We start from the raw sequence: 22,288 nt of genomic DNA, 5'->3' as shown, positions 1-22,288 counted from the left end.
GCCATAAAATAATTATGGACTCAGAGAGTCAAGGTGTGCCGGCCGACCGTGGCGTGACCGGGCACTGTACCGGTCGCACCGTCCGCGAGCGGCGTGTTCGCCCGGTCGACTGGAACGCCCGCAAACCGTTAGGGGCTCAAGGGTGAACTCGACGCCACGATGGAATCACGGAACCCGGCGACAGGCGACCGCATCGAGACGTACGAGGAGCCGACCGAGGCGGCGGTGGACGCGGCGCTCGACCGGGCGACGGCGACGTTCGAGGAGTGGAGCGCGCGGACCGTACAGGAGCGGTGCGGGCACCTGGAGCGCGCGGCGGACCTCCTCCGGGAGCGGACCGACGAGTACGCCGACCTGATGACCCGCGAGATGGGCAAGCCCATCGAACAGGCCCGGGCCGAGGTCGAGAAGTGTGCCTGGGTCTGTGAGTACTACGCCGAGCGCGCGGACGAGCAGCTCGCCGACGAGGTCATCGGCACCGAGGCCGACGCCCACTCGCTCGTGAGCTACGAGCCGCTGGGTCCGGTCCTGGCGGTGATGCCATGGAACTTCCCGTTCTGGCAGGTGTTCCGGTTCGCGGCGCCGAACCTCGCGGCGGGCAACGTCGGCCTCCTGAAGCACGCCTCCAACGTCCCCGGGTGCGCCCTCGCCATCGAGGCGGTGCTCCACGACGCGGGCGTCCCGGAGGGCGCCTTCCAGACGCTGCTCGTGGGCTCGGGGACGGCCAACGACATCATCGCCGACGACCGCGTCCGCGCGGTGACACTCACCGGAAGCGAGCCGGCCGGCCGGGCGGTCGCCGAGCGGGCGGGGAGCGAACTGAAGAAGACGGTGCTGGAACTCGGCGGCTCGGACCCGTTCGTCGTGCTGGCGGACGCACCGCTCGAGGAGACCGTCGAGAAGGCCGTCTACGCCCGCACACAGAACAACGGCCAGTCCTGCATCGCGGCGAAGCGGTTCGTCGTCCACACGGACGTCTACGACGCGTTCGTCGGCGGCCTGGTCGAGAAGCTCGACGCGCTGACGGTCGGTGACCCGACCGACGAGGCCACCGACATCGGGCCGATGGCCCGGCCGGACCTCATGGAGGAGCTCCACGACCAGGTCGAGCGGTCGGTCGAGGCGGGTGCCGAGGTGGCGCTGGGGGGCGAACCGCTCGACCGCGAGGGCGCCTTCTACCCGCCGACGGTCCTGACCGACGTGCCCCGCGACGCGGCCGCGGCCTGCGAGGAGACGTTCGGTCCGGTCGCGGCGGTCTTCGAGGTCGAGAGCGGTGCCGAGGCGCTCGACCTCGCCAACGATTCGGACCTCGGGCTCGGCGCGAGCGTCTGGACGAGCGACCTCGACCGCGGGGAGCGCTTCGCCCGCGAGTTCGAGGCCGGCGCCTGCTTCGTCAACGAGTTCGTCAAGTCCGACCCCCGGCTCCCGTTCGGCGGCATCAGGGACTCGGGCTACGGGCGCGAGCTCTCGCGGCACGGCATCCGCGAGTTCGTCAACCGGAAGACCGTCTTCGTCAACCACGGTCTGGAGGCGGACGGGTCGTGACGATGGACGACCCCGAGCGGACCGTCGCCGAGTGCCTCGCCGACTGCCTGGAGGCCGAGGGCGTCGAGCGCGTCTTCGGCGTTCCCGGTGAGGAGCTGGAGGACCTGCTGTTCGCCATCCGGGACTCGTCGGTGACGTTCGTCCCGGTCCGCCACGAGCAGGGCGCGGCCTTCGTGGCCGACGTCCACGGTCGGCTGACCGGCGAGGCGGGCGTCTGTCTGGGCACGCTCGGGCCCGGAGCGACGAACCTGCTGACCGGCGTCGCGGACGCGCAACTCGACAAGTCGCCGCTCGTCGCCATCACGGGGCAGGGCGGGCGCGAGCGGCTCCACAAGGAGAGCCACCAGAAGCTCGATATCGTGGGCACGTTCGAGCCGCTGGTGAAGTGGAACGCACAGATCTCCGACCGGACCGCGGTCGCCGAGTCCGTCCGGAAGGCGTTCAAGGTCGCCGAGTACGAGAAGCCCGGGGCGACACACCTCGAACTCCCGGAGGACGTGGCCGCCGAGCCGACCGATGCCGAGCCGCTACCGGTCCGCGAGGCGGTCGCGCGTCCGGCGCCGGACGACGGGACGCTGGCGGCGGCCGCCTCGCTGCTCGAATCGGCCGACCAGCCGCTCGTCCTCGCCGGCAACGGCGCCGTCCGGGCCGACGCCGCGAGCGCGCTGGCGACCTTCGTCGACCGGACGGGCGTCCCCGTCGTGTCGACGTACATGGCGAAGGGCGCGCTCCCGGACCGTGACGAGCGCTCGCTGATGACGCTGGATTCCGGGCCGGATGGCGAGGCCGGCGGGGCGGTCGCCGCCGCCGACACCGTCCTCGCGGTCGGGTACGACATCGCCGAGCACGACCCCGAGGGGTGGAACTCCGACGGCGAGAAGCGCATCGTCCATCTCGACAGCGAGCCGGCGGAGGTGTACACCCACTACAACCCCGACGTCGAACTGGTCTGTGACCCCGGAACGGGACTGGAGCGGCTGGCCGGCGCCGTCGAGCGGTCGTGGGACGTCTGGTGCGTGGACGCCCACGAGCGGGTCTACGAGCACGCGACCCGCCGGCCGTCGCCGGACGACCCCGTGACGGTCGCGAACACCCTGCCGCTGCTCCGGGAGGCGATGACCGACGCGGACGTGCTCGTCTCGGACGTGGGCAGCCACAAGATGGCCATCGCCCGGCGCTTCCCCGTCTTCGAGCCCGGACGCTGTGTCATCTCCAACGGCCTCGCGAGCATGGGTATCGGTGTCCCGGGCGGCCTCGCGGCCGACCTGGCCGTCGATGCCAACGTCGTGGTCGGGACCGGCGACGGCGGGTTCCTGATGAACGCCGCGGAACTGGAGACGGCGAAACGGCTGGGCTGCTCGTTCACCACCGTCGTCTGGCGTGACGACGACTACGGCCTCATCTCGGAGAAGCAGGCCGAGCACACCGGCGAACACTACGGGACCGAGCTCGGCAACCCGGACCTCGTCGCGTTCGCCGAGAGCTTCGGGCTCGAGGCGACCCGTGCCGGATCCCTCGATGGGTTCGAGGATGCCCTCTCGGCGGTCGACGACGACGCCCTCTCGCTCATCGAGGTGCCCATCGAGCGGTAGGCCGGGTCGTCCCCTCGAAGCCCCACCCTCCTCGCGGCTTCACGCGCCGGGAACCGGAACCCGAAGCACCCCTCCTCGTGACTCGGCACGGACGCTCGTTCCGAACCGTGCCGAGAGCGCACGCATCCGGTCGCGGAGCCAGCGGGCCACGGCCCCCTCCGCGCGGTGGGCCGTGCTCCGCCGTATCTCGACCGGATGCAGCCGGACCGCGACGACGGTGCCGTCCTCGACGACGAGTTCGAACAGGAAGCTCCGGTCGTTGTGCAGGTCCGGCTTCACGACGTAGTCGTCGACGAGGTCGCCGCAGTCGTACAGGATGGGGGCGCCGTCGTACACCTCGATGCCCTGCGGGACGTGGGCGCTGTGCCCGTGGACGACATCCACACCCTCGTCGACGAGCCACCGGGCGAACGCACGGCGCGCGGGGTGTTTGACGAGCGTCCAGTTCGGGCCCCAGTGGAGCGAGGCGACGACGAGGTCCGCAGCCGCCACCGCGGGTCGCCGGAGCAGTCCGCGGACGAGGCGGCGCGTCCGGCGGCTCCGGCCGGCCAGCGCCGCGACGGCCGTCCCCGGGCGCTCGGGGCCGGCACCGAAGGCCGGCATCCGGTCCGTCAGGCCGATGACGGCGACGGTGACCCCACCGATGTCGACGACGGCCGGGGTGAGCGCGGCGCTGCGGTCCGCCCCGGCACCGACGGCCGTGATGCCGCGCCGGTCCAGCCCGTCGAGGGTGTCCCGGAGCGCGGTCGCCCCGAAGTCGAGGGCGTGGTTGTTGGCGAGGCTGACGGCGGCGACGTCGGCGGTCTCCAGCGCCGGCAGCGCCCACTCCGGGCCCGCGCGGAAGTAGTAGACCTTGTCGGGCCACCGCTCTCCCCGGTCCGAGATACAGCACTCCAGGTTGGCGATGGTCCCATCGAGCCGCCCCAACGCGGGCAGCATCGACCCCCACACCGACGCCGGGGGCCGGTCGTCGTGGCGCTCGTCGACGCTCCGCCCGAGCATCACGTCGCCCGCGAGCCCGACCCGCGCGTCGCCGGTCGGGTCGGTCCCCTCGGAGACGGACCTGACAGCACAGCCCGCTGTCGAGAGGAGCGTCGCGGTCGCCGCGAGCGCGGCGCGACGGGTCGGGGCCATCCGTCGATGCCACCACCGGAGCGGATGAAAATCCCGGGGTCACACGCCCGGCCGCGGACTCGCATTGGGGTCGATTCCGACGGGCCTATGCCGCTGCCCCCTGTTGTGTGCGTGTGGATTCTCACGATGTCCGTCGCCAGTGGGCCGAGCGGTCCGGCGAGTACTCGCCGGCGTACTACGCCTACTACGGGGCGGACGAACGGAGCGAGGCCGTGTTGCGTGCGCTCGAGCGGGTGGACCGGGACGCGCGCGTGCTGGAACTGGGCTGTAGCTCCGGGCGGCACCTCGCCCACCTCCACGACGCCGGCTTCGACCGCCTCGCCGGCATCGAACTGAACGACGAGGCGCTGGAGGTGATGAGCGAGACCTACCCCGACCTGGCCGCGACCGGGCGCTTCTACCTCGACGCCATCGAGGCCGTCCTCCCCGAGTTCGAGGACGGCGCGTTCGACGTGACCTACTCCGTCGAGACCCTCCAGCACATCCACCCCGACGCGGAGTGGGTGTTCGAGGAGGTCGCCCGCGTCACGAGCGACCTCGTGGTCACCGTCGAGAACGAGGGGGACGGGGAGTCGCCACCGGACGGGACGGCGGTCAACTACGTTCAGGACGAGGTCCCGCTGTACTACCGGGACTGGAACGCTGTCTTCACCGACCTGGGCTTCGAGCAGGTGGGCGTCGAGGACTGTGGGCGCGACACGCTCCGGGCCTTCCGGGCGAGGTAAACAACACGTTCCGGGACAGTGATTCCGTCGCTGGTCCGCCGGCTGTGGCATCGGTCCGTCTACCGTTAGGGATGCGGCCTCGGCGCTCACGGAGGCTCCGGCCAGTATCAAATATCGGCTTTCAATAACGCTACCGTGGAGAGATCGAGCTGAGCGAAGGGTACCGCGTCGCAGTGCCATCGACGGAACTGCTATAGCCACTGGTCCTCTCCAGGGGGGTATGTCATCGTCTGGTAGTTCGGAGGGAATCTACGTCGAAACGCTCGCTGTCTTCGACCAGAGCGACGACCCTTGCGAACCACTCACGACACCGGAGGTGGCAGACGCGCTCGACGTCGGCCGACGAACGGTCTACAAACGTCTGGAGAAGCTGGTGGGCAGGGGCGACCTCGAGACAAAGAAAGCAGGTGCCAACGCCCGGGTCTGGTGGCGAGCAAGCGAGGGCCCCTCCGAGTGTGGGCGCGCAAGCGAAAGGGAGCCAGAACGTAGCGAGGCAGGACCCACCGTTGATGCGGTGCTCGAGCGGATTACGGACGGCTTCTACGGCCTCGACGACCAGTTCAGGTTCACCTACCTGAATACCCGAGCAGCGGACCTCCTCGACCTGGACGCACCCGCCGTCCTCGGCCGAGACATCCACACCGAGCTCGACCTGACCGACGAGTTCGAGACCGCGATTCACGAGGCACACGGAACCCAGGAACCGGTCTCTCTGGAGGACTACTACGACCCGTTGGACGCGTGGTTCGAGAACTCCATCTACCCCTCGGAGACGGGTCTGTCGGTGTATTTCCGCGATGTCTCGACACGGAAGCGTCGCCAGCAGGAACTGGAAGAGTACCGTACCATCGTGGAGACGGTCGGTGATGGGATTGTTGCCGTGGATGGTGACGGCCACTTCTCGATGGTCAATGACGCGTACGCGGAACTGCTCGGCTATTCCCCTGCAGAGTTGATCGGGACACACGCCTCACGAGTAGCATCATCTGACCACTTCCTCGAAGGGGAAGAGCTGAAAGCGGGGCTGAACGCCGTTGGAGACGTTGCTCAGCACGAGATCGTACTCGAAACGAAAGACGGTGGGACGATCCCTGTCGAAGTTCGATTTGGACTGTTCCCATCGGACGAGGACGACGACCGTGGTGTCGTCGCGGTGGTTCGCGACATCACCGAGCGCAAGCGGTTCGAAGAGGAACTCGCGGCGCTAAACCGCCTCAACCAGGTGTTCCAGGACGTCACCGGCGCTGTCATCGAATCGTCCTCACGGGAGGAGGTCGAGCGAACGATCACGACCCACCTCACGAACTCCGACTCCTACGAGTACGCCTGGATCGGCCACCTCGATCGATACGGCAAGACCATCGTCCCGCACATCACCGGACCGGACGAGGCCAGGCTCTCCAACGTTGTTCTCTCGACCGAGACCGATGACCCGACGAGTCACGGACCGGTCGCCGAAGCGGTACGAACGGGCGAGGTTCAGGTCACCTACGACAGCCCCGCCGATCCCGTGTTCGACAAGTGGCGACAGTCGAGAGAGATTCACCACCGGGTGGGGATATCGATTCCGATCACCTGCGAGGAACGGGTCTACGGTGTCCTGAATGTCTACACGGCACGCGAGAACGCCTTCGACGAGAGCGAACGCCGCATCATCGGACGACTCGGCGAGATCGCTGGACACGCGATCAGTTCGATCAACCGGAAACGAGCCCTGCTGGAAGACCGGGTCACCGAGGTCACCTTCCGATCAGCCGGAATCGCAGATGCATATCTCGACGTCATCGGTCATGACTCGTTCACCATCTCGATCGAGAGATCTGTTGGCCTCACGGATGGTCAGACTCTCACCTACTACTCGATAGCTGGAATCGCCCCGGAGGTGTTCATCGACGTGACTGAGGACTTCTATCCGGATTCCGAATGTCACGTGATCCCAGGGACGGGGTCCAAATCACGAGTCGAGGTGAAAACCTCTCAGAGGGCAGGTGCCTCACAGTTAGCGAAGTACGATAGTCGAATAGTCGGGGGCACTTTCGAGAACGGGGAATTCCGATTCACTGTCGGTGTACCCTCTACCACCGACGTCAGGGAAGTGATCGACCTTGTCGAGGACGTGTACCCGAGGACAGAGGTCGTCAGTCAAACTGAGGTCGTACGGGAGAAGCCACGGCTGAACGATGTCTTCTCCGATCTCGACGAGCAGTTGACTGAACGACAGCGGACCGCGCTGGAGGTAGCGTACTACTCGGGATATTTCGACTGGCCGCGCGCCATTACCGGTGAAGAGTTGGCCGAGCGGTTGGACGTGACACAGGGCACTGTCTCACACCACATCCGGCACGGCGAACGCAAGTTGGTCTCCGCGTTCTTCGACTCGACAGGGTAACCGGGGGCGAATCAAACCCTTTTGAAGCGCCGCTTACCTTTCCGGAGACTCTCCACACGGAGTAATGGCGAGTTCAGCAGATTCACCCTCCTGGTCTCAACACTTCCTGGCCGCCGAGAGAGAGGAGGCAAGCGAACTCTATCAGATACTCGCTGCCAGGCGACGGCGAGTGCTTCTCAGTGTTCTTGACCAGGCTGACGGTCCTGTATCAGTGTCAGAGCTGGCTCGAGCCGTGGCCTCGCACGAATCAGGGCACGCTCCAGAAGCAGTCACGTCCGATGCCGGGGAGAAGGTCCGGATATCACTCCACCACACGCATCTCCCACTGCTCGAGGCCCACGACCTGATCGAACGAACCGACGGGGGTTCCATCAGGCGCACGCAGCATCCGTTCTGGACGGATTCGGACCTACGGACGTTCGTGACGCAACCCGACCTCCCTCCTGCCACCACGACCGCAACCCTCGATTCGCTCACGAACCGGCAGTGCCGGGCGATCCTCGCTTGTCTGCACGAACACCGGACCAGGACCGTCGGCGAGTTAGCCGAAGAACTCGCAGGAAGCCCGATCTCGGGACGGAAGGTCTCGACCGTCAGGACCGAGCTTACGCACCGTCATCTCCCAAAACTGGAGGCGGCGGACCTCATCGAGGTCGATGCGACCGGGAACCGCGTCCGCTATACGGGTAACGCAGTTCTCGAACGGTGGTTCGCGGAGGTGCGGGACCGGGAAGTCGAACAGTCATGACCACTGATGGGTCGATCATGCCGCGAGTTCGGCAGCGCGGGAAAGGGGGACGAGACCGTTCGACCGCTCGCGGGTGAGTGCTCTGACGGCGCTGGCCGGGAGTTCGAACACATTCACACAGATGAAGGTATCCGAGTGGGGGACTGGCAACCGTGAGAGTACCGCTGATGGAACGTGGTGGCTCTCGGGGGCTCCGATCGATGAATGCGATCCCGCTGCAAGCGAGAACGGGAAGCGTCGAAAATTCGAGACGGGACCGTAGTGGTCGGCCTCGGCACTCATAGGGCTCGTCATCGCCGGGTGCCTACGCCGGCTCGGTGCGAGCGCTCGTCATCGGCCGGTCGTCGGTAGTCCGGCCGGTGGCAAAACGAGTCGGGTCTGCTGCCGGGCACCCCGGAGCCGTCGCTCGCGGTGTAGCGTTCCGAGAAGTTGCGGTGCGCGAGGTCGCCGTCAGGCGACGTGCGTAGCCGTCAGTTCAGGCGCGGACGACGTTCGTCGCGCGCGGGCCCTTCGGGGCCTGTTCGATGTCGAACTCCAGATCGGTACCCTCCGTGAGGTCCTCGCCGCCGACGTCGTCCATGTGGAAGAACACGTCCTCGTCAGAGTCCTCAGTCGTGATGAAACCGTAACCGCCCGTGTCGTTGAAGAAGTCAACCTTACCGTTTGCCATTGCGAATGAACAGAGCGCGATAACGTGTATAAGAGTTCCGAATATCCGAGAGTTGCTGCAGAGCTACGAGCGTAATGGCTCGTAATCGGATTTTATCGAGAGATGTGGGGATTTATCTGTGTTCCTGGGACCATTCTCTGCGGGGTGGTCGGTTGCGCGACGGATTCCGGACGTATCCACGGTTCCCCGGGCGCGTCGCGATGGCCGTCGTCGACACGCTGCTACGGCGACGTCGCGGACCGGGCCGAATCGAACCGGGGTGGCCCGGTCCGTTATCACCACCCGGGACGCATCACCGCTCGATGAGGGTCGACCCGCTGGAGTACGACGTGGACGAACTCCGCGAGCTGCGGGCATCCTCCACGTCGGAACCGGGGGCTGGGGGGAACCTGGGAGTCAGTCTCCCCTACCTGGAACAGCTGCCGACGAGCCCGGAGACCCGGGTGTTCGTGCTGGACTGGCTGACGGAGCTGGTCGACGCCGGCGGGTTCGAGGGCGCCGTCGCCGCGCTGGAGTACTACCGCTTCATGGGGTGGATCACCCCGGAGGTGCGCGACCGACTGGAGGACCACCTGCTGGGTGTCGGGTACGAGCCTGGTGGCTTCGACCAGCTCGACCGCGCCCACCACATGCGGAGCCTCGCACGCATCGCCCGGCTGGCAGAGTGGGCGGAGACGGACCCTGAGTGATAAAGAACCGGGCTATTCCGGGATAGTGCGGAGCTATTTACCGTACTCAGTCCACCCCCAGGTATGGCCACCGAACCCGAGGACGGTGTGGGAGCGGCGGAGGATGAGGAGGACGGAGAGGAGATGGACTGGGACCGTGGGGAAGCGGGCGAGCCCGAGCCCCCAGCTGACGACAGGGAGCACTCCCGGTCCGGCACCCGCTCGGGCGCCGATACCGGGTCGGAGCCCGCCGGAACGGTGGAAGGGGGCACACCGGCTCCGGTCGGGGTCAAACTCGGCAGCACGCGGACGGTGCTGGTGTACCCGGGCGCTGGGGGGTCGACCGAGGCGACGACCACGCTGACCTGTCTCGCGACCTACGAGGACGCGCTCACCGGGGAGGAGCGACTGCTGTACGGCGAGGAGGCCGCGACGGAGTACCCCGACGAGGTGGAGTTCATGCTCCGCTCCGGGCTGCCGGAGGACGACGAACGGGCGGACCTTGCGGGCCAGTTCTTCCGGGAGGTCGTCGCCTCGAACGCCGTCGACGCCGACAGCGTCGTCGTCTACGCCATCCCCAGTATCGACAACGAACGCGGGCTCGGGAACCTGGAGCGGGTCATCGACGAGAGCGGTGTCGGCGAGCGGGCCATCCGCTCGTACCCCGAGTCGCTGTGCGGCGCCATCCCGGCGATGGGCGACGGGCTGGAGGCCATCGAGTCCATCTTCGTCGGCGTCAACCTCGGCTCGACGAACCTGGAGGCGTCGGCCTACCGGCGGGGCGAGCAGCTCTCGCACTTCGCCACCGGCGCGGTCACCGGCAACGAGGTCGACCGCCGCATCGCCAACCTCGTCGAGGAGGAGACCCAGGGCCGGGTCAACATCGACGGGACGACCGCCCGCGAGTACAAGGAGGAGCACGCCGACTTCGAGGAGTTCGAGCCGTTCACGGACGTCATCCAGCAGCCCGGCGGCGGCAGCCACGAGTTCACCATCGAGTGGAGCGTGATGGAGGCCGTCGACGAGTACGTGGACGAGGCCGTCGACGAGCTGGCCAACACCTTCCTCTCGGAGTTCGCCAACGACTCGATGAAGACGTACAACCTCGCACTCGACAACCCGGTCGTCCTCACGGGCGGGATGACCTGCATCCCGGGGCTGGTCGAGGCGTTCGAGACCCGGCTCGAGGACGAACTCCAGCGCGACGTGACGGTCGTCGCCCCCGACGACCCGGTCACGGCCGCGGCCCGCGGTGCCCAGCGCATCGCAGACCGGCTGGTCGAGCGCGACGCCTACTGACCGACCGTCGGTACCCTTCTCCTCGCCGCAGTGCCGTGCTGTACGCCCGCCCATCGTGCCGAAGGACGTAACACGCGGTCGCTGGAACACCCATCCGATGCCGCCCGACCGTTCGCCACGGGAGCAGGCCGAGGCCGCGGAGATCGTCGACCAGGGAGCCACCATCACCGCGGCGGAGCCGATGGACCACAACCGCACCGGCGAGGTCGACGCGGCGGTCGCCGCACTCCGGGACCGGATCGCGGACCACGCCGCCATCGCGGGGCTGGGGACGGTGTCGGAGGAGCCCAGGGCGTGGCGAGCGGTCGCGGACGACCTCGCCGACCGCGGTCCGGCCGACCTCGCCGACCGCCTCGACGCGCTGGTCGGCCGGGTGGAGCAGCCCTACCCCTCGCTCGTACGCCTCCGGTTCCGGCTCGAGGAGGGGCTGGACTTCGTTCCCGGACAGTACGTCCGCATCAGCTACGCCGGCGAGGAGCCGCGGGTCTACTCCATCGCGAGCCCCCCGAGCGACGAGGAGCTGGAGCTGTGCATCCGGCGGGTGCCGGGTGGCGAGCTGACACCGGACCTCTGTGACCGGGCGTCGGTGGGTGACGAGCTCTTCGTCCGGGGTCCGTTCGGCGACGAGTTCACCCTGCAGGCCCCGTCGGACCGCGACCTCGTCTTCGTCGCCACCGGAACCGGCGTGGCGCCGTTCAAGAGCATGGTCGACCACCTCTTCGAGACCGGACTCGACGAGTTCGAGGGCGGCCCGCGGCAGGTGTGGCTCTTCCTGGGCTCGGGCTGGGCGGACCATCTCCCCTACCGCGAGGCGTTCCGTGAACTGGCCGAGACCCGCGACAACTTCCACTTCGTCCCGACGCTCTCGCGGGAGTCGTTCCTCACCAACTGGGCCGGCGAGACCGACTACGTCCAGCGGACCCTGCTGAAGTACCTCGACTCGGACGCGGTCGACGCCCTGCCGGACCCGTACGCCGAGTCCGCGGCCGCCGAGCCGGCGGTGGATGTCGACGCCCGCATCGACCCGGGCCGGACCGAGGCGTACGTCTGTGGGCTCGGCGCGATGGCCGACGGCGTGGTCGAGGTGCTGGAGGCGCTCGACCTCCCCGAGGGGCTCGTGCGCGTGGAGAGCTACGGCTAGTCCGGCGGGCACCGCGGGCACGCGGGGGGCAGGCCGCTCCGGTGCCGACGCGCGGCAGGGCACCCGGGCGACGACAGGGGAGAAGAGGCATGACCCGGGACGACCTACGGGCGCTCGATGTCGGACCGTCGGGCCCGGGTCGTGCTGGCGCTGGTCGTCTTCAGCGTCCTGCTCGCGCAGGTGCTGCTCTATCCTGGCGTCGACCGACTGGTGGGCGCGCTGGGCGCGACGACGGACCTGGACGCGAGTATGTGGTTCCTCGCGGCCGAGTTCGCCGCGTTCGTCCTGTTCGCGGGGGTCTGGGGGGCCGCCAGCGACGCCGCCGGCCGGCGCGTCCCGTTCATCGTCGCCGGGGCGGTCGCCGGCGCGCTCGGCTACGCCGCGCTCGCGGTCCTGCCCCGGGCCTTCGCCCCATCGTTCGAGGCGGTCCTCCTCCTGCGGGCGCTGCAGGGTGCGGCGACCATCGCCCCCTTCTCGCTGGCGATGACCGCGCTGATGGAGCTCGGTGGCGGCCACGGCCGGAACATGGGCGCCGCGGGTATCGCCATCGGCTCCGGGACGGCGCTGGGCGCGCCGCTGGGCGGCCAGCTCTACGGCGTGAGCCCGTTCCTGCCGCTGTGGGTCGCCGCCGCGTCGTTGCTCCTGGCGGGCGGGCTCGCGCTGTTCGTTGGCGAGCCCTCACCCGCCCGTGGCGGGCCGCACGGGGACGAAGGGGGCGCGCGACGGCGCGACTCGCTCCGCGAGGTGCTGGCCGGACTCCGGCGGACGCCGGCGCTGGGTGTCCCGTACGCGTTCGGCTTCGTCGACCGCCTCACCGCGGGCTTCTTCGCGCTCGTCGGGACGCTCTACTTCCGGACGGCGTTCGAGGCCACGCCGGCCACGACGGGCCTGCTCCTGGGTGCGTTCTTCGTCCCGTTCGCGCTGCTCCAGTACCCCCTCGGTGTCCTCTCGGACCGCGTGGGCCGCACCGCCCCCATCGTCGCCGGGTCGGCGCTCTACGGCGTCGGCGTGATGCTCGTGGGGGTCGCACCCACCGTCCCGCTCGTGGCCGTCGCGATGGTGGCGGTCGGTGTACTGGGCGCGCTGATGGCGCCGGCGACGATGGCACTGGTGACCGACCTGGCGGGCGCGGGCGAACGCGGCACCGCGATGGGCGGCTTCAACGTCTTCGGGAGCGTCGGCTTCCTCGTCGGCATCGTCGGCGGCGGGACCGCGGCCGACGCGTTCGGGTTCGGGACGGCGTTCCTGCTCGCGGGGGTGCTGGAGTTGCTGCTGGCGCTGGCGACGCTCCCGTTCCTGCTGGGACTGGAGGTCGACCGCCGAGCGCTGTTCGCGCGATAGGAACAGAACGTCGAGCGACCCGCCGTGGCTGAAGCCCTCCCGTGTGTGCTTTTGGGTTGCTGCGGCCCTTCCGCCTGCTTCGGCCCCTCGACCTCCATGCTGCAGGTCATCGATCCGGTCGAGCGACTGCTCATCGCATCGGAGCGACGCTGCGTGACACCCACGCGGTTGGTGGCCTCGACGGTGGCCGAAAGGATAGCACCGTCGACCGGAGGTCGAGTCCGGCCGCAGATGAACGGACCGGTGGGCGCCGTCAGTCGCGGCGGCCGCGACCGCCGGCGTTCTCGGTCGCGTCGCGGAGCATATCCAGCAGCTCCTTCCGGGTCTGCTGGGTCTCCTCGCCCAGCTCGGCGAGGAGGTCGCTCCCGGGGATGGGGCTGGACTCGTTCATCTCGATGAACAGGTCCTCCAGCGCGGTGTTGGTCTCGTCGGCGGCGTCGATGAGGTCCTGGACGAAGTCCTCGGGGTCGATGTCGGTCCCGTCCAGCAGGTCCGAGAACGGACCGTCCTCGAACATCTGGGTGAGCTCCTCCACCGGGTCGCTGTCCTCGTCTGCGCTCATGACATCCGAGCGTTGGGGAACCCGGGTGATAGTTGTGACGACAGTCCGGAAACCTGCGCCCCACCCCGGCGGTCCCGACGGCCCCGGCGGTCCCGCGACCCCGGGTGGTCGGAGGGTCGGCGGTGTCACCGGTCGGCCGGCTCCAGCCGGTCCAGCGCCCCCGCCACGACCAGCGGGAGCGTGATGGTCGCGTCCGCGTAGACGGAGACGTTCCGGGCCTCCTTCTCCAGTTTCCCCCACGACCGGGCCTCGTCCAGTGTCGCACCCGAGAGTCCGCCGGTCTGGGGCGGGTCCATCGTCAGCTGGACGGCGTAGTCGTACGCGCCGGGCGTCACCAGCATCGTCTGCAGCACGTAGTTCTTCGGGACGCCACCACCGACGACGAGCGCGCCCGTCTCGTCGGCCTCGTACGCAAGGTCGTTCAGGTCGCTCATGTCCGAGAGCGCGTCCAGCGAGAAGGCCGACACCTGCGAGTGGAGCCACGCCTGCAGCCCCAGGACGGAGTCCTGCACCGCGGGGGCGTAGATCGGCACGTCGTGTTCGTGTGCGGCCGCGGCGATGCCGGCGTCCTCCTCGATGCCCTCGCGGTCGTTGACGCGTGCGTTCGCCGCGCCCAGCGCGTCCGTGAACGCGGCGATGGAGACGACCTCCTCGCCCAGCTCCGGGAACACCTCGTCGCGGAGGTGGCTCTCGAACGCAGCGAAGTGCTCCTGCGGGAGGTAGACGTTGTAGATCCGGTCGACGCCCTCGTCCCGGAGCTGCTCGTCGTGTTCGCGCTCGCTCCGGTCGGGCGCGTGGGCCCGGCCGTGATGGTGCTTCCCGCCGATGGCCTCGATGGCGTCGTGTGTGAGGTTCGCGCCCGTCGTGACCAGCGCGTCGACGTGGCCGTCCCGGATCAGGTCCGCGACGAGCGCACGCATGCCGGCCGGCACCATCGCCCCTGCCAGCCCCATCAGCGTGGTCACGTCGTCGTCGAACATCGCGGCCGTCACGTCGACCGCCTCGTGGAGGTCGGCGGCGCCGATGCCGCCGTCGCCGTACGCTGCGACGAGGTCGGCCACGCTCATCCCGGCGCCGACGTCGACGTGCGAGACGGGGTCGTGGCTGAACTCCTCGCGCGGTGGCTCGTCGTCGTGCTCCGGTGTGTCCGCGTGGTCCTCCTGCCCGTCGTGGTCAGGAGTCTCCTGTCCGTGGCCGTCCTCCTGCCCATCGTCGTGGCCGTCGTCGGTCATACCCGCCGGTGCGGGCGGGGGGCGTTTGAACGGCGTGGTTGGCCCTGCCCCGGGCGTCGAACGCAGGCCGGGGCCGTCCGACCGGGTCCCCGGTCGCGACCGGTTCCGGCTCTCAGTCGACGAACTGCTCCTCGAACCGCTGGACGCTCTCGTCCGTCCCCGCGACCACGACCTCGTCGGTGTCGTCGAAGACGAACTCGTGGGGGTCCAGGTGGGTGAGGGTCTCGCCGTCCCGGTCGACCGCGAGGACCGTACAGCCGGTCCGCTCGCGGACGCGCTCCTCGGCCAGGGTCCGCCCCGCCAGGTCCCCGGCCGGTGCCTGGACGACCTCGATCCGTTGGGAGTACCCCAGCACCTCCTCGTCCTCGAACACGGTCGAGAGCATCATCCGTGCGCTGACGGTGGCCAGTGACTGGACGTAGTCCGCGCCGGCGCGGTAGAGCTTCGGCTCGTCGGTCTCCTCGTCCGCCCGGGCGACGATGTCGAGGTCGGGGTTCCGGTCCCGTGCGACGAGCGTGGCGAACACGGTCGAGGTGTCGTCACCCAGCGTGAGCAGGAACGCATCGGCATCCGGGATGCCGAGTTCGTCCTGCCGGTCCGGGTCCCGTGCGTCGCCGACGATGTCGACGTGCTCGCCGTCATCGAGGTCCAGCACGGTCAGGTGGGTGTTGGTATCCGCCAGCACCTCCCGTGCGGCGGAGCCGGTCTGCCCGAGCCCCGCGATGACGACCTGCTGTGGCCCGAGTGGCCGCAGACTGGCCGCCGTGGCATCCCGGAGGGAGTCGAGTTCCTCCCGGCCGCCCGCGACGAGGAGCCGGGTGCCTGCCTCGATGTCGGTCCCCGGTGGGACCGGCGTGTGGAAGTCGGCGTCGACCCACGCGCCGATGACGGTGACACCGAACCGGTCGCGAACCGCCGTCTCCGCGAAGGTCCGGCCGGCGAGGTCGCTCCCCTCGCGCACGGCCAGCTCGACGAGTTCGAAGTCGTCGCCGATGGTGATACCCTCCTCCACCCGCGTCGAGACCGCCGTCGGGACCTGTGCGGCGAGGCTGCGACCCAGGAGCTGGCGGGGTGAGAGGACCGCGTCGGCCCCGGCGATACGGTGGTACTGCGCGAGGTCGGCGTCCTCGATGAGCGTGGCGACGGTGACGTTGGGGGCTGCCTCCCGGACCGTGAGGACGATGCTGGCGCTGGTGTCGTCCGGGGCGTCGACGAGGACCGCGCGAGCGTCGGCGATGCCCGCCCCTTCCAGCGTCTCTCGGGTCTCCGGGTCGCCGTGGACCACCGGGACGTCGTCACGGTGGAGTTCCATGGCGGCCTCGCGGTCGGATTCGACGATGACGTAGTCGTGGTCGCGAGCCGCCAGTTCCGCCAGGAACGCCTCCCCCATGGAGGTGTACCCACAGACCACGACGTGACCGCTCAGCCCCGGCACGGCCGTGGGCGGGTCGGCAGACAGCGCGCTCCGGATCCAGGGGACCGCGAACACGTCGACTGCGGTCAGGATGAGCCCGATGCCCGTCACCTGCATCACCACCACGAGGACGTTCATCTGCGGACTCGACCAGGGGGCGTCCTCGCCGTAGCCCGTCGTGGTGAACGTCTGGAAGACCACCTCGAACGACCGGTAGAGCGGCTGTGGGTCCTGCTCCCAGACCCGCATCCCGAAGTTGTAGACGAGCGTGAACCCCACCGACACCAGCACGACGGCGCCGAAGTAGTAGGCCGCACGCCGGTTGCGCCACACCATTATCTCCGCTTCCGCACGGGGGGTCCTAATCCCACCGCCGTTCCCGGCGCCCCCGGTTCCGGGCGGCGACCCCACGAACCGACCCCTCGGCGTCTCCATCGACCGATGCCGACACGGGGCGAACAGGCCGTGACCGCCCGTCCCGGACCAGCCGAACCGGGCCACCCGCTCCGAACCATCCACGGCGCGGCCACCCCGATGGACCGCCGCCATCAGAAGGTCCTTCCGGCCGCCGCCCGTCGATTCGGACATGCGAACCGTCGACGCGGCCGGGCTGTCCATCGGGGACGACCACCCCACGCGCATCATGGGCGTCCTGAACGTCTCGAAGGAGTCACCGTACAAGCCCAGTGTCTACAACGACCCCGGGGCCGCGGCCGAGTACGTCGACGAGGCCCTCATCGAGGAGGGCGCCGATATCGTGGACGTCGGCCTCGAATCGGCGAACAAACGCCTCGATGTCCTCTCGGCCGAGGACGAACTCGACCGGCTCGACACCGCCATCGAGACCATCCAGTCGGTCTCGGGCGACGCGGTCTTCTCCATCGAGACGCGCTACCACGAGGTCGCGGAGGCCGCCCTCGACCGGGGGTTCGACATGGTCAACGACATCTGTGGCTTCGCGGACCCGGAGATGCCCCGTGTCTGCGAGGAGTACGACGTGGCGGTCGCGAAGATGGCCTCGCCGCCGGACCTCGAACGGCCGGGCGCGGTCGAGGACGTGGACTGGTCGGCGCGACGCGCCGACGGACGGGAGCGTAGCGGGAGCTACGCGGACGACATCTACGAGGCCCTCTCGCTGAACGGCTTCACGGACAAGACCATCGTCGACCCGGCGTTCGGCGGGTGGTCGGAGGCCAAGACCCTCGACGACGACCGCGAGACGTTCCGCCGGCTTCGCGAGTTCCGCGGCCACGGCCGGCCCATCCTCGTCTCCATCAACCGGAAGAACTTCCTCCGTGACCTCGCGGGCCGGGACACCGAGCGGGCCCTGCCGGTGTCGCTCGCGGCGACGGCGATGGCGGTCGAGCGTGGCGCCCACGTCGTCCGCACCCACGACGTGGCCGAGACGCGTGACGCCGCCATCGTCGGGGACGCGTTCACGCCCGCGCGTCTGCGCGACGAGGAGGCCGGTGTCGAGGAGCTCGACGCCCGGACGCCCGCGGAGGTCCGTCGCCATCTGGACCGGATCGGCGCGCCTGCCGACATCGACCACGCCGCACGGGCCACGACGCGGGTGTTCGAGCTGTCGGGGCTGACCGAGCGCGACCGCGCGACCCTGACGGCACCCCCCGTCGGCGCCGGGTTCGCACCCGGAAGCGAGACGGGAGCCGGCGTGCTGTACGGGACTCCCGCGGCGCTCCGCTCGGTCGTCCGGGAGGTCGACGGCTCGGAGCGACTGCAGGCGGCGCTAGCGGGTATCGAGGACGCGCTCGAGGACGCGGAGTGAGGAGCGGGTTCGTCGTCCGGGTCAGCCGATGAGCAACCGGATGTTGTAGGCCGTCGCGAACGCGCCGACGACCGCCAGGAACACCGGCGGCGTGTAGTAGAGCAATCGGTCGTGGTCGCGCGTGGCGTAGATACTGACGGCAAGGCCGAACAGCATGGCCACGAGTTTCAGCCCGATGAGTCCGGCCTCACCGAACGAGTCGATGGCCGCCGCCATCGCCGCGTTCCCCTCGGCGACGGTGCTGGAGTAGCGGACGATGGCCATCGTCGTGACGCTGTCGCCGACGACGTAGGTGGCCGTCGCGATGAGCCAGAGCCTGGCGAACTCCTCGCTCGAGAACCGACCCAGCGTCGACAGCTCCGCCAATCCGTCCAGCACACCACCATCCCGCTCGGAACCCACGCTCATTCAATCACCCGTTCGTGACCGGCACTTGAAAGCCCCCCGAGCATTATCCCGCCGTGAAAACGCACGTCCGACGGTGGTCCGACGCGCGAACGCCGGATACCGACACTCCGACGAGAAAACTTATGACATCCCCACGACAACGCGGGACTGGAAGCCGGAGGGCACACCGGGTAGGGGTACCTTGGTGCCCTTCGGCCCGCACCTATCTGCGGAGTCACAGCAGTCCCGTCAGTGACAGGTAACGCCATGGACTTCGACGAGTGGAACCCGACCTACGAGCGGCTCCTCGCCGACCTGGGCTACGACCGGGCCGGCGATGAGCGGGTACGCGACCGCCTGGCGGCACTGACGGAGCCGTTCGACCTCGGGCCGCTCCGCGAGCGGGTCGCCGGCGCGACCGTCGCGGTGGCCGGCGGCGCCGACTGCCTCGCCGACGAACTGTCGCTGGCCCGGGGCGCCGATGTCGTGTTCGCGGCCTCCGTCGCCGCCGACACCTGCCGGGACCACGGCATCCCCGTCGACTGCATGGTGACGGACCTCGACAAGAACCCCGGCACCGCCCGTCGGCTCACCCACGAGGGCATCCCCGTCGCCACCCACGCACACGGTGACAACCTCGACCTCGTGGTGTCCGTCGTGCCCGACTGCGCCGGCGAGTGGGTCCTCCCGACGACGCAGGCCGCGCCGGCCGGGCCGGTCCGGAACTTCGGCGGCTTCACCGACGGGGACCGGGCGGCGTTCCTCGCGGACCACCTCGGCGCGGCCGCGCTCCGGTTCCCCGGCTGGGACCTCGAGGACCCGACCGTCGACGCGGAGAAGCACACGAAACTCGCGTGGGCCGAACGGCTGCTTCGCTGGCTCGAGCGCCGGCGGGACGAGCGGTTCGCCCCGCTGGAGGGCCGCCGTGACGCACTCGACGACGATCCCCTGACGCCGCCGTACGGGGACTGACCGGGCGACCGGTCACGGCGCCCCGATAAACGACCCCGACGAAACAAGGCGCATCACTTAACGGTGGTAACCCCGAACGGGGCTATCGACACCGATGGCTGAACGGACGGTCGAATCCGGGAGCGACGAACGCCGCGCTGCCGCGCCGGATGGTGGTTCCATCCCGGGCGACGGTGGTGCGGACGACGCGTCCCCGGGCGGAGACGGGTCCGCGGGTCCCGACAGCGGTGGCGCCGGCGACACCGGCGACCACTCGGTCCGGACGGTCGCCATCGCCGTCACGGCGGGCGTCTTCCTCGGCGGCGTCGCCACGGGGGTCGCGTTCCCGACGCTCCCACTGCTCGACCGCGTGCTGGGCATCTCGGCCGTGATGCTCGGCGTCATCCTCGCGGCCAACCGCATCGCCCGGCTCGTCATGAACACGCCCGCCGGCCAGCTCATCGACGACCGGGGGGCGCGCAAGCCGATGATTGCCGGCCTGTTCGTGCAGGGACTGGCCCCCTTCGGCTACGTGGTCGGCCTCCACACGCCGGCCGTCGACCTCGCGACCCTGCCGGTGGTCGGGACCGTCTCCGCGCCGGGGCTCGTGTTCGTCCTGGCCCGGGCGTTCTGGGGGGTCGGCTCCGCCTTCGTCTTCGTCGGTGCCTTCGCCATCATCACGGGCGTCACGACCCAGGAGACGCGTGGGAAGTGGACCGGCTACATGCGCGGCGGACAGTCACTGGGCTTCCCGGCCGGCCTCGTCGTGGGCGGCGTCCTGACCGACGTGTTCGACGTCCAGACGGCCTTCCTCACCGCCGGGACGCTGGCGCTCGCCGCGGGCGTCGTGGCCTTCGTCGTGCTCCCGGACGTCCGCGCGAGCGCCGGCAAGCGGGTCCCGCTCCGGAAGCTGCCCGCGCTGGCGCGCTCGACACCCGGCGTGGTCCCGGTCGGCATCGCGAACGGCGTCATCCGGCTCCTCTTCGGCGGCATCCTCCTGACGACGGCCGTGAAGTACGCGGCCGAACTCGACCTGCAGGTCGGCATCCTGACGGCCGCGGGCGTCAGCGGCCTCGTCATGGGTGGGGGCGTGGTCGTCTCCTCGGTCTCGACGGTCGTGAGCGGCCGACTCTCCGACCGCGTCGAGCACCGGGCGCTGGTGACGCTCCCGGCGTTCGCGCTCCTCGCCGCCGGCTTCGCCGCGCTCGCGCTCGTCCCCTCGTTCGTCGGCGTCGCCGTCGGCATCGCCCTCGTCGGCGCCGGGACCGGCGGATCCGGCCCGGCCCTGCTGGCGACGCTGGGCGATATCTCCCCGCCCGGCGAGACCGGCAAGTTCGGCGGCCTGTACAACGTCTTCGGCGATATCGGCCTCTCCATCGGCCCGCTGGTCGCGTTCCCCGCTGTCACCACGGTCGGCTACGGGGCCACCTATCTGGTCTGCGCCGGGCTGGCGGTCGGCTGTCTCCTGCTCGTGAACGCGACGCTGCTCGGCACCGCAACCGACAGCGACTCGGTCCCCGACGGCGAAGCCGCCGGAAACACCGACCCCGCCCCCGACACCCTCGACCCCGAGACATACGATGACTGATTCCACTCCTTCCCCCGACGGGACCGACGGACGCACCGGCACGCAGAGCACCACCGGCGACGCCCCGCCGGTCCACCGCATCGAGACGACGGTCGACTGGCCGCCGGGCCACGCTGCCTGCTACCTCGTCGACGCCGCCGAGCCGATCCTCGTGGACGCGGGCTCGCCCGAGGATCGCGGGGCCCAGGAACTCCGCGAGGGGCTCGCCGAACAGGGCCTCGAACCGGCCGACATCGAACACGTGCTCGTCACGCATCCACATACGGACCACGACGGACAGGTGGCGAACCTCCTGGAGGCCGGGGACCCGACGGTGTACGCCCCGGCCGCGGCCGTCGAGCGCCTGGAGCGCGACCCCGACGAGCTGGAGTCGATCGTCGAGGCGAACGCGCGGACCGTCGGCGTCCCGGAGTCGCTCCGGTCGTACGTCGTCTCGCAGGCCGTCGAGTCGCTGAAGCGCAACGCCCGCTACTGCCCGCCCGAGGCCGTCGACGTGCGGCTGGCCGCGGGCGACGCGTTCGAGGCCGGCGGCGTCACCTTCGAGAGCATCCACTGCCCCGGCCACCAGGTCGACCAGTTCGCCTTCGCGGCGACGCTCGGGCCGGACCCGGGCGAGGCGAGCGACGGCGGCGCGGCGGGCGAGCGTGTCCTCTTCTCGGCAGATGCCGTCATCGAGCCGTTCCGCGCGGCCGCGCTCCACGCGGGGCTCGACGACGGCACCTTCGACAGCGTCAGTGCGTCCTACCGCTGCTACGGTGCCCTGCGCTCGTACGCGTTCGACCGCGTCTACCCGGGGCACGGCCCCGTCTTCACGGACTACACCGGTGCCGTCGAGCGCTCCATCGAGAGCCTCGACGACCTGCTCGACGACGTGGAGTCGACGCTCGCGGACCTGGAGTCGGCGACCGCCTTCGAGGTCGCCAACGCCCGGGCCGACATCGCCGAGCAGCCGTACGTCCTCTTCGAGACCATCGGCGCCTGTGCGGAACTGGTCGAGCGCGGCCGCGCGAGCAACCGCCTGGAGGACGAGATCCGCGTCTTCTCGGCGTAGCACGGGTGCAACGGGCAACCGGGGCGGAACCGAAGGAGGCAGGCCGCCTGGCGGCTGCACCGGCC

General features: G+C 69.7%; 19 protein-coding genes. 13 read left to right on the top strand and 6 right to left on the bottom strand.

Annotated features, from left to right (window positions below):
• Positions 1–159 precede the first annotated feature (159 nt).
• Positions 160–1,545 carry an NAD-dependent succinate-semialdehyde dehydrogenase gene (locus P2T62_RS11680; protein WP_276257256.1) on the top strand — a complete coding sequence of 462 codons (1,386 nt, stop codon included), beginning with the start codon at positions 160–162 and terminating at the stop codon, positions 1,543–1,545.
• A gap of 2 nt (positions 1,546–1,547) precedes the next feature.
• Positions 1,548–3,137, top strand: a complete 1,590-nt coding sequence (locus tag P2T62_RS11675) for an acetolactate synthase large subunit (protein WP_276261613.1) — start codon at positions 1,548–1,550, stop codon at positions 3,135–3,137.
• 39 nt (positions 3,138–3,176) lie between these two features.
• On the opposite strand, the gene P2T62_RS11670 is transcribed toward P2T62_RS11675, so the two are convergent.
• Entirely contained in the window at positions 3,177–4,271 is a 1,095-nt protein-coding gene (locus P2T62_RS11670; protein WP_276257255.1) for a CapA family protein, read from the bottom strand.
• A 113-nt stretch (positions 4,272–4,384) separates the two neighbouring features.
• On the opposite strand from P2T62_RS11670, the gene P2T62_RS11665 reads away from it, so the two are divergent.
• From P2T62_RS11665 to P2T62_RS11655, 3 genes are all read left to right on the top strand, one after another.
• Positions 4,385–4,996 (top strand): class I SAM-dependent methyltransferase, encoded by a 612-nt coding sequence (locus P2T62_RS11665; protein WP_276257254.1) that lies wholly within the window; start codon positions 4,385–4,387, stop codon positions 4,994–4,996.
• Positions 4,997–5,216: 220 nt separating this feature from the next.
• A complete protein-coding gene (locus tag P2T62_RS11660) occupies positions 5,217–7,385 on the top strand; it encodes a PAS domain S-box protein (protein ID WP_276261568.1) in 2,169 nt (722 codons plus the stop codon).
• 64 nt (positions 7,386–7,449) lie between these two features.
• Positions 7,450–8,133 carry a winged helix-turn-helix domain-containing protein gene (locus tag P2T62_RS11655; protein ID WP_276261567.1) on the top strand — a complete coding sequence of 228 codons (684 nt, stop codon included), beginning with the start codon at positions 7,450–7,452 and terminating at the stop codon, positions 8,131–8,133.
• Between the two features lie 475 nt (positions 8,134–8,608).
• On the opposite strand, the gene P2T62_RS11650 is transcribed toward P2T62_RS11655, so the two are convergent.
• Positions 8,609–8,803, bottom strand: a complete 195-nt coding sequence (locus P2T62_RS11650) for a cold-shock protein (protein ID WP_254822335.1) — start codon at positions 8,801–8,803, stop codon at positions 8,609–8,611.
• 302 nt (positions 8,804–9,105) lie between these two features.
• On the opposite strand from P2T62_RS11650, the gene P2T62_RS11645 reads away from it, so the two are divergent.
• The 4 genes from P2T62_RS11645 (at position 9,106) to P2T62_RS11630 (ending at position 13,252) form a co-directional block, all read left to right on the top strand.
• Complete coding sequence (locus P2T62_RS11645; RefSeq protein WP_276261566.1) at positions 9,106–9,492, top strand: FlaD/FlaE family flagellar protein; 387 nt, start codon at positions 9,106–9,108, stop codon at positions 9,490–9,492.
• Positions 9,493–9,615: 123 nt separating this feature from the next.
• Positions 9,616–10,770 carry an actin-like salactin gene (locus P2T62_RS11640; RefSeq protein WP_420028455.1) on the top strand — a complete coding sequence of 385 codons (1,155 nt, stop codon included), beginning with the start codon at positions 9,616–9,618 and terminating at the stop codon, positions 10,768–10,770.
• 97 nt (positions 10,771–10,867) lie between these two features.
• Positions 10,868–11,911: an FAD-binding oxidoreductase gene (locus P2T62_RS11635; RefSeq protein ID WP_276261564.1), complete on the top strand. Its 1,044-nt coding sequence runs from the start codon at positions 10,868–10,870 to the stop codon at positions 11,909–11,911.
• 117 nt (positions 11,912–12,028) lie between these two features.
• Positions 12,029–13,252, top strand: coding sequence for an MFS transporter (locus tag P2T62_RS11630; RefSeq protein ID WP_276261563.1), 1,224 nt, complete (start codon positions 12,029–12,031; stop codon positions 13,250–13,252).
• Positions 13,253–13,505: 253 nt separating this feature from the next.
• Here P2T62_RS11630 and P2T62_RS11625 read toward each other — a convergent pair whose 3' ends face one another.
• From P2T62_RS11625 to P2T62_RS11615, 3 genes are all read right to left on the bottom strand, one after another.
• A complete protein-coding gene (locus P2T62_RS11625; RefSeq protein WP_276261562.1) occupies positions 13,506–13,814 on the bottom strand; it encodes a hypothetical protein in 309 nt (102 codons plus the stop codon).
• A gap of 125 nt (positions 13,815–13,939) precedes the next feature.
• Entirely contained in the window at positions 13,940–15,046 is a 1,107-nt protein-coding gene (locus P2T62_RS11620; RefSeq protein ID WP_276261561.1) for a deoxyhypusine synthase, read from the bottom strand.
• Between the two features lie 112 nt (positions 15,047–15,158).
• Entirely contained in the window at positions 15,159–16,799 is a 1,641-nt protein-coding gene (locus P2T62_RS11615) for a potassium channel family protein (RefSeq protein ID WP_420028454.1), read from the bottom strand.
• 247 nt (positions 16,800–17,046) lie between these two features.
• Between P2T62_RS11615 and folP the strand changes: the two genes are divergently transcribed.
• Complete coding sequence (folP, locus tag P2T62_RS11610; RefSeq protein ID WP_276261559.1) at positions 17,047–18,246, top strand: dihydropteroate synthase; 1,200 nt, start codon at positions 17,047–17,049, stop codon at positions 18,244–18,246.
• Between the two features lie 21 nt (positions 18,247–18,267).
• Here the strand turns inward: folP and P2T62_RS11605 are convergent, their stop codons facing one another.
• Positions 18,268–18,654 carry a DUF5658 family protein gene (locus P2T62_RS11605; protein ID WP_276261558.1) on the bottom strand — a complete coding sequence of 129 codons (387 nt, stop codon included), beginning with the start codon at positions 18,652–18,654 and terminating at the stop codon, positions 18,268–18,270.
• A gap of 246 nt (positions 18,655–18,900) precedes the next feature.
• Between P2T62_RS11605 and P2T62_RS11600 the strand changes: the two genes are divergently transcribed.
• The 3 genes from P2T62_RS11600 (at position 18,901) to P2T62_RS11590 (ending at position 22,223) form a co-directional block, all read left to right on the top strand.
• Positions 18,901–19,605, top strand: a complete 705-nt coding sequence (locus P2T62_RS11600) for a 6-hydroxymethylpterin diphosphokinase MptE-like protein (RefSeq protein WP_276261612.1) — start codon at positions 18,901–18,903, stop codon at positions 19,603–19,605.
• A 94-nt stretch (positions 19,606–19,699) separates the two neighbouring features.
• Entirely contained in the window at positions 19,700–21,172 is a 1,473-nt protein-coding gene (locus P2T62_RS11595; protein ID WP_276261557.1) for an MFS transporter, read from the top strand.
• Entirely contained in the window at positions 21,165–22,223 is a 1,059-nt protein-coding gene (locus tag P2T62_RS11590) for an MBL fold metallo-hydrolase (protein ID WP_276261556.1), read from the top strand. The genes P2T62_RS11595 and P2T62_RS11590 overlap by 8 nt, the downstream gene beginning before the upstream one ends.
• Positions 22,224–22,288 lie beyond the last annotated feature (65 nt).

The sequence above is a fragment of the Haloglomus litoreum genome (genome assembly GCF_029338515.1).
Classification (GTDB): Archaea; Halobacteriota; Halobacteria; order Halobacteriales; family Haloarculaceae; genus Haloglomus; species Haloglomus litoreum.
This window is presented reverse-complemented; position numbering and strand designations above follow the sequence as displayed.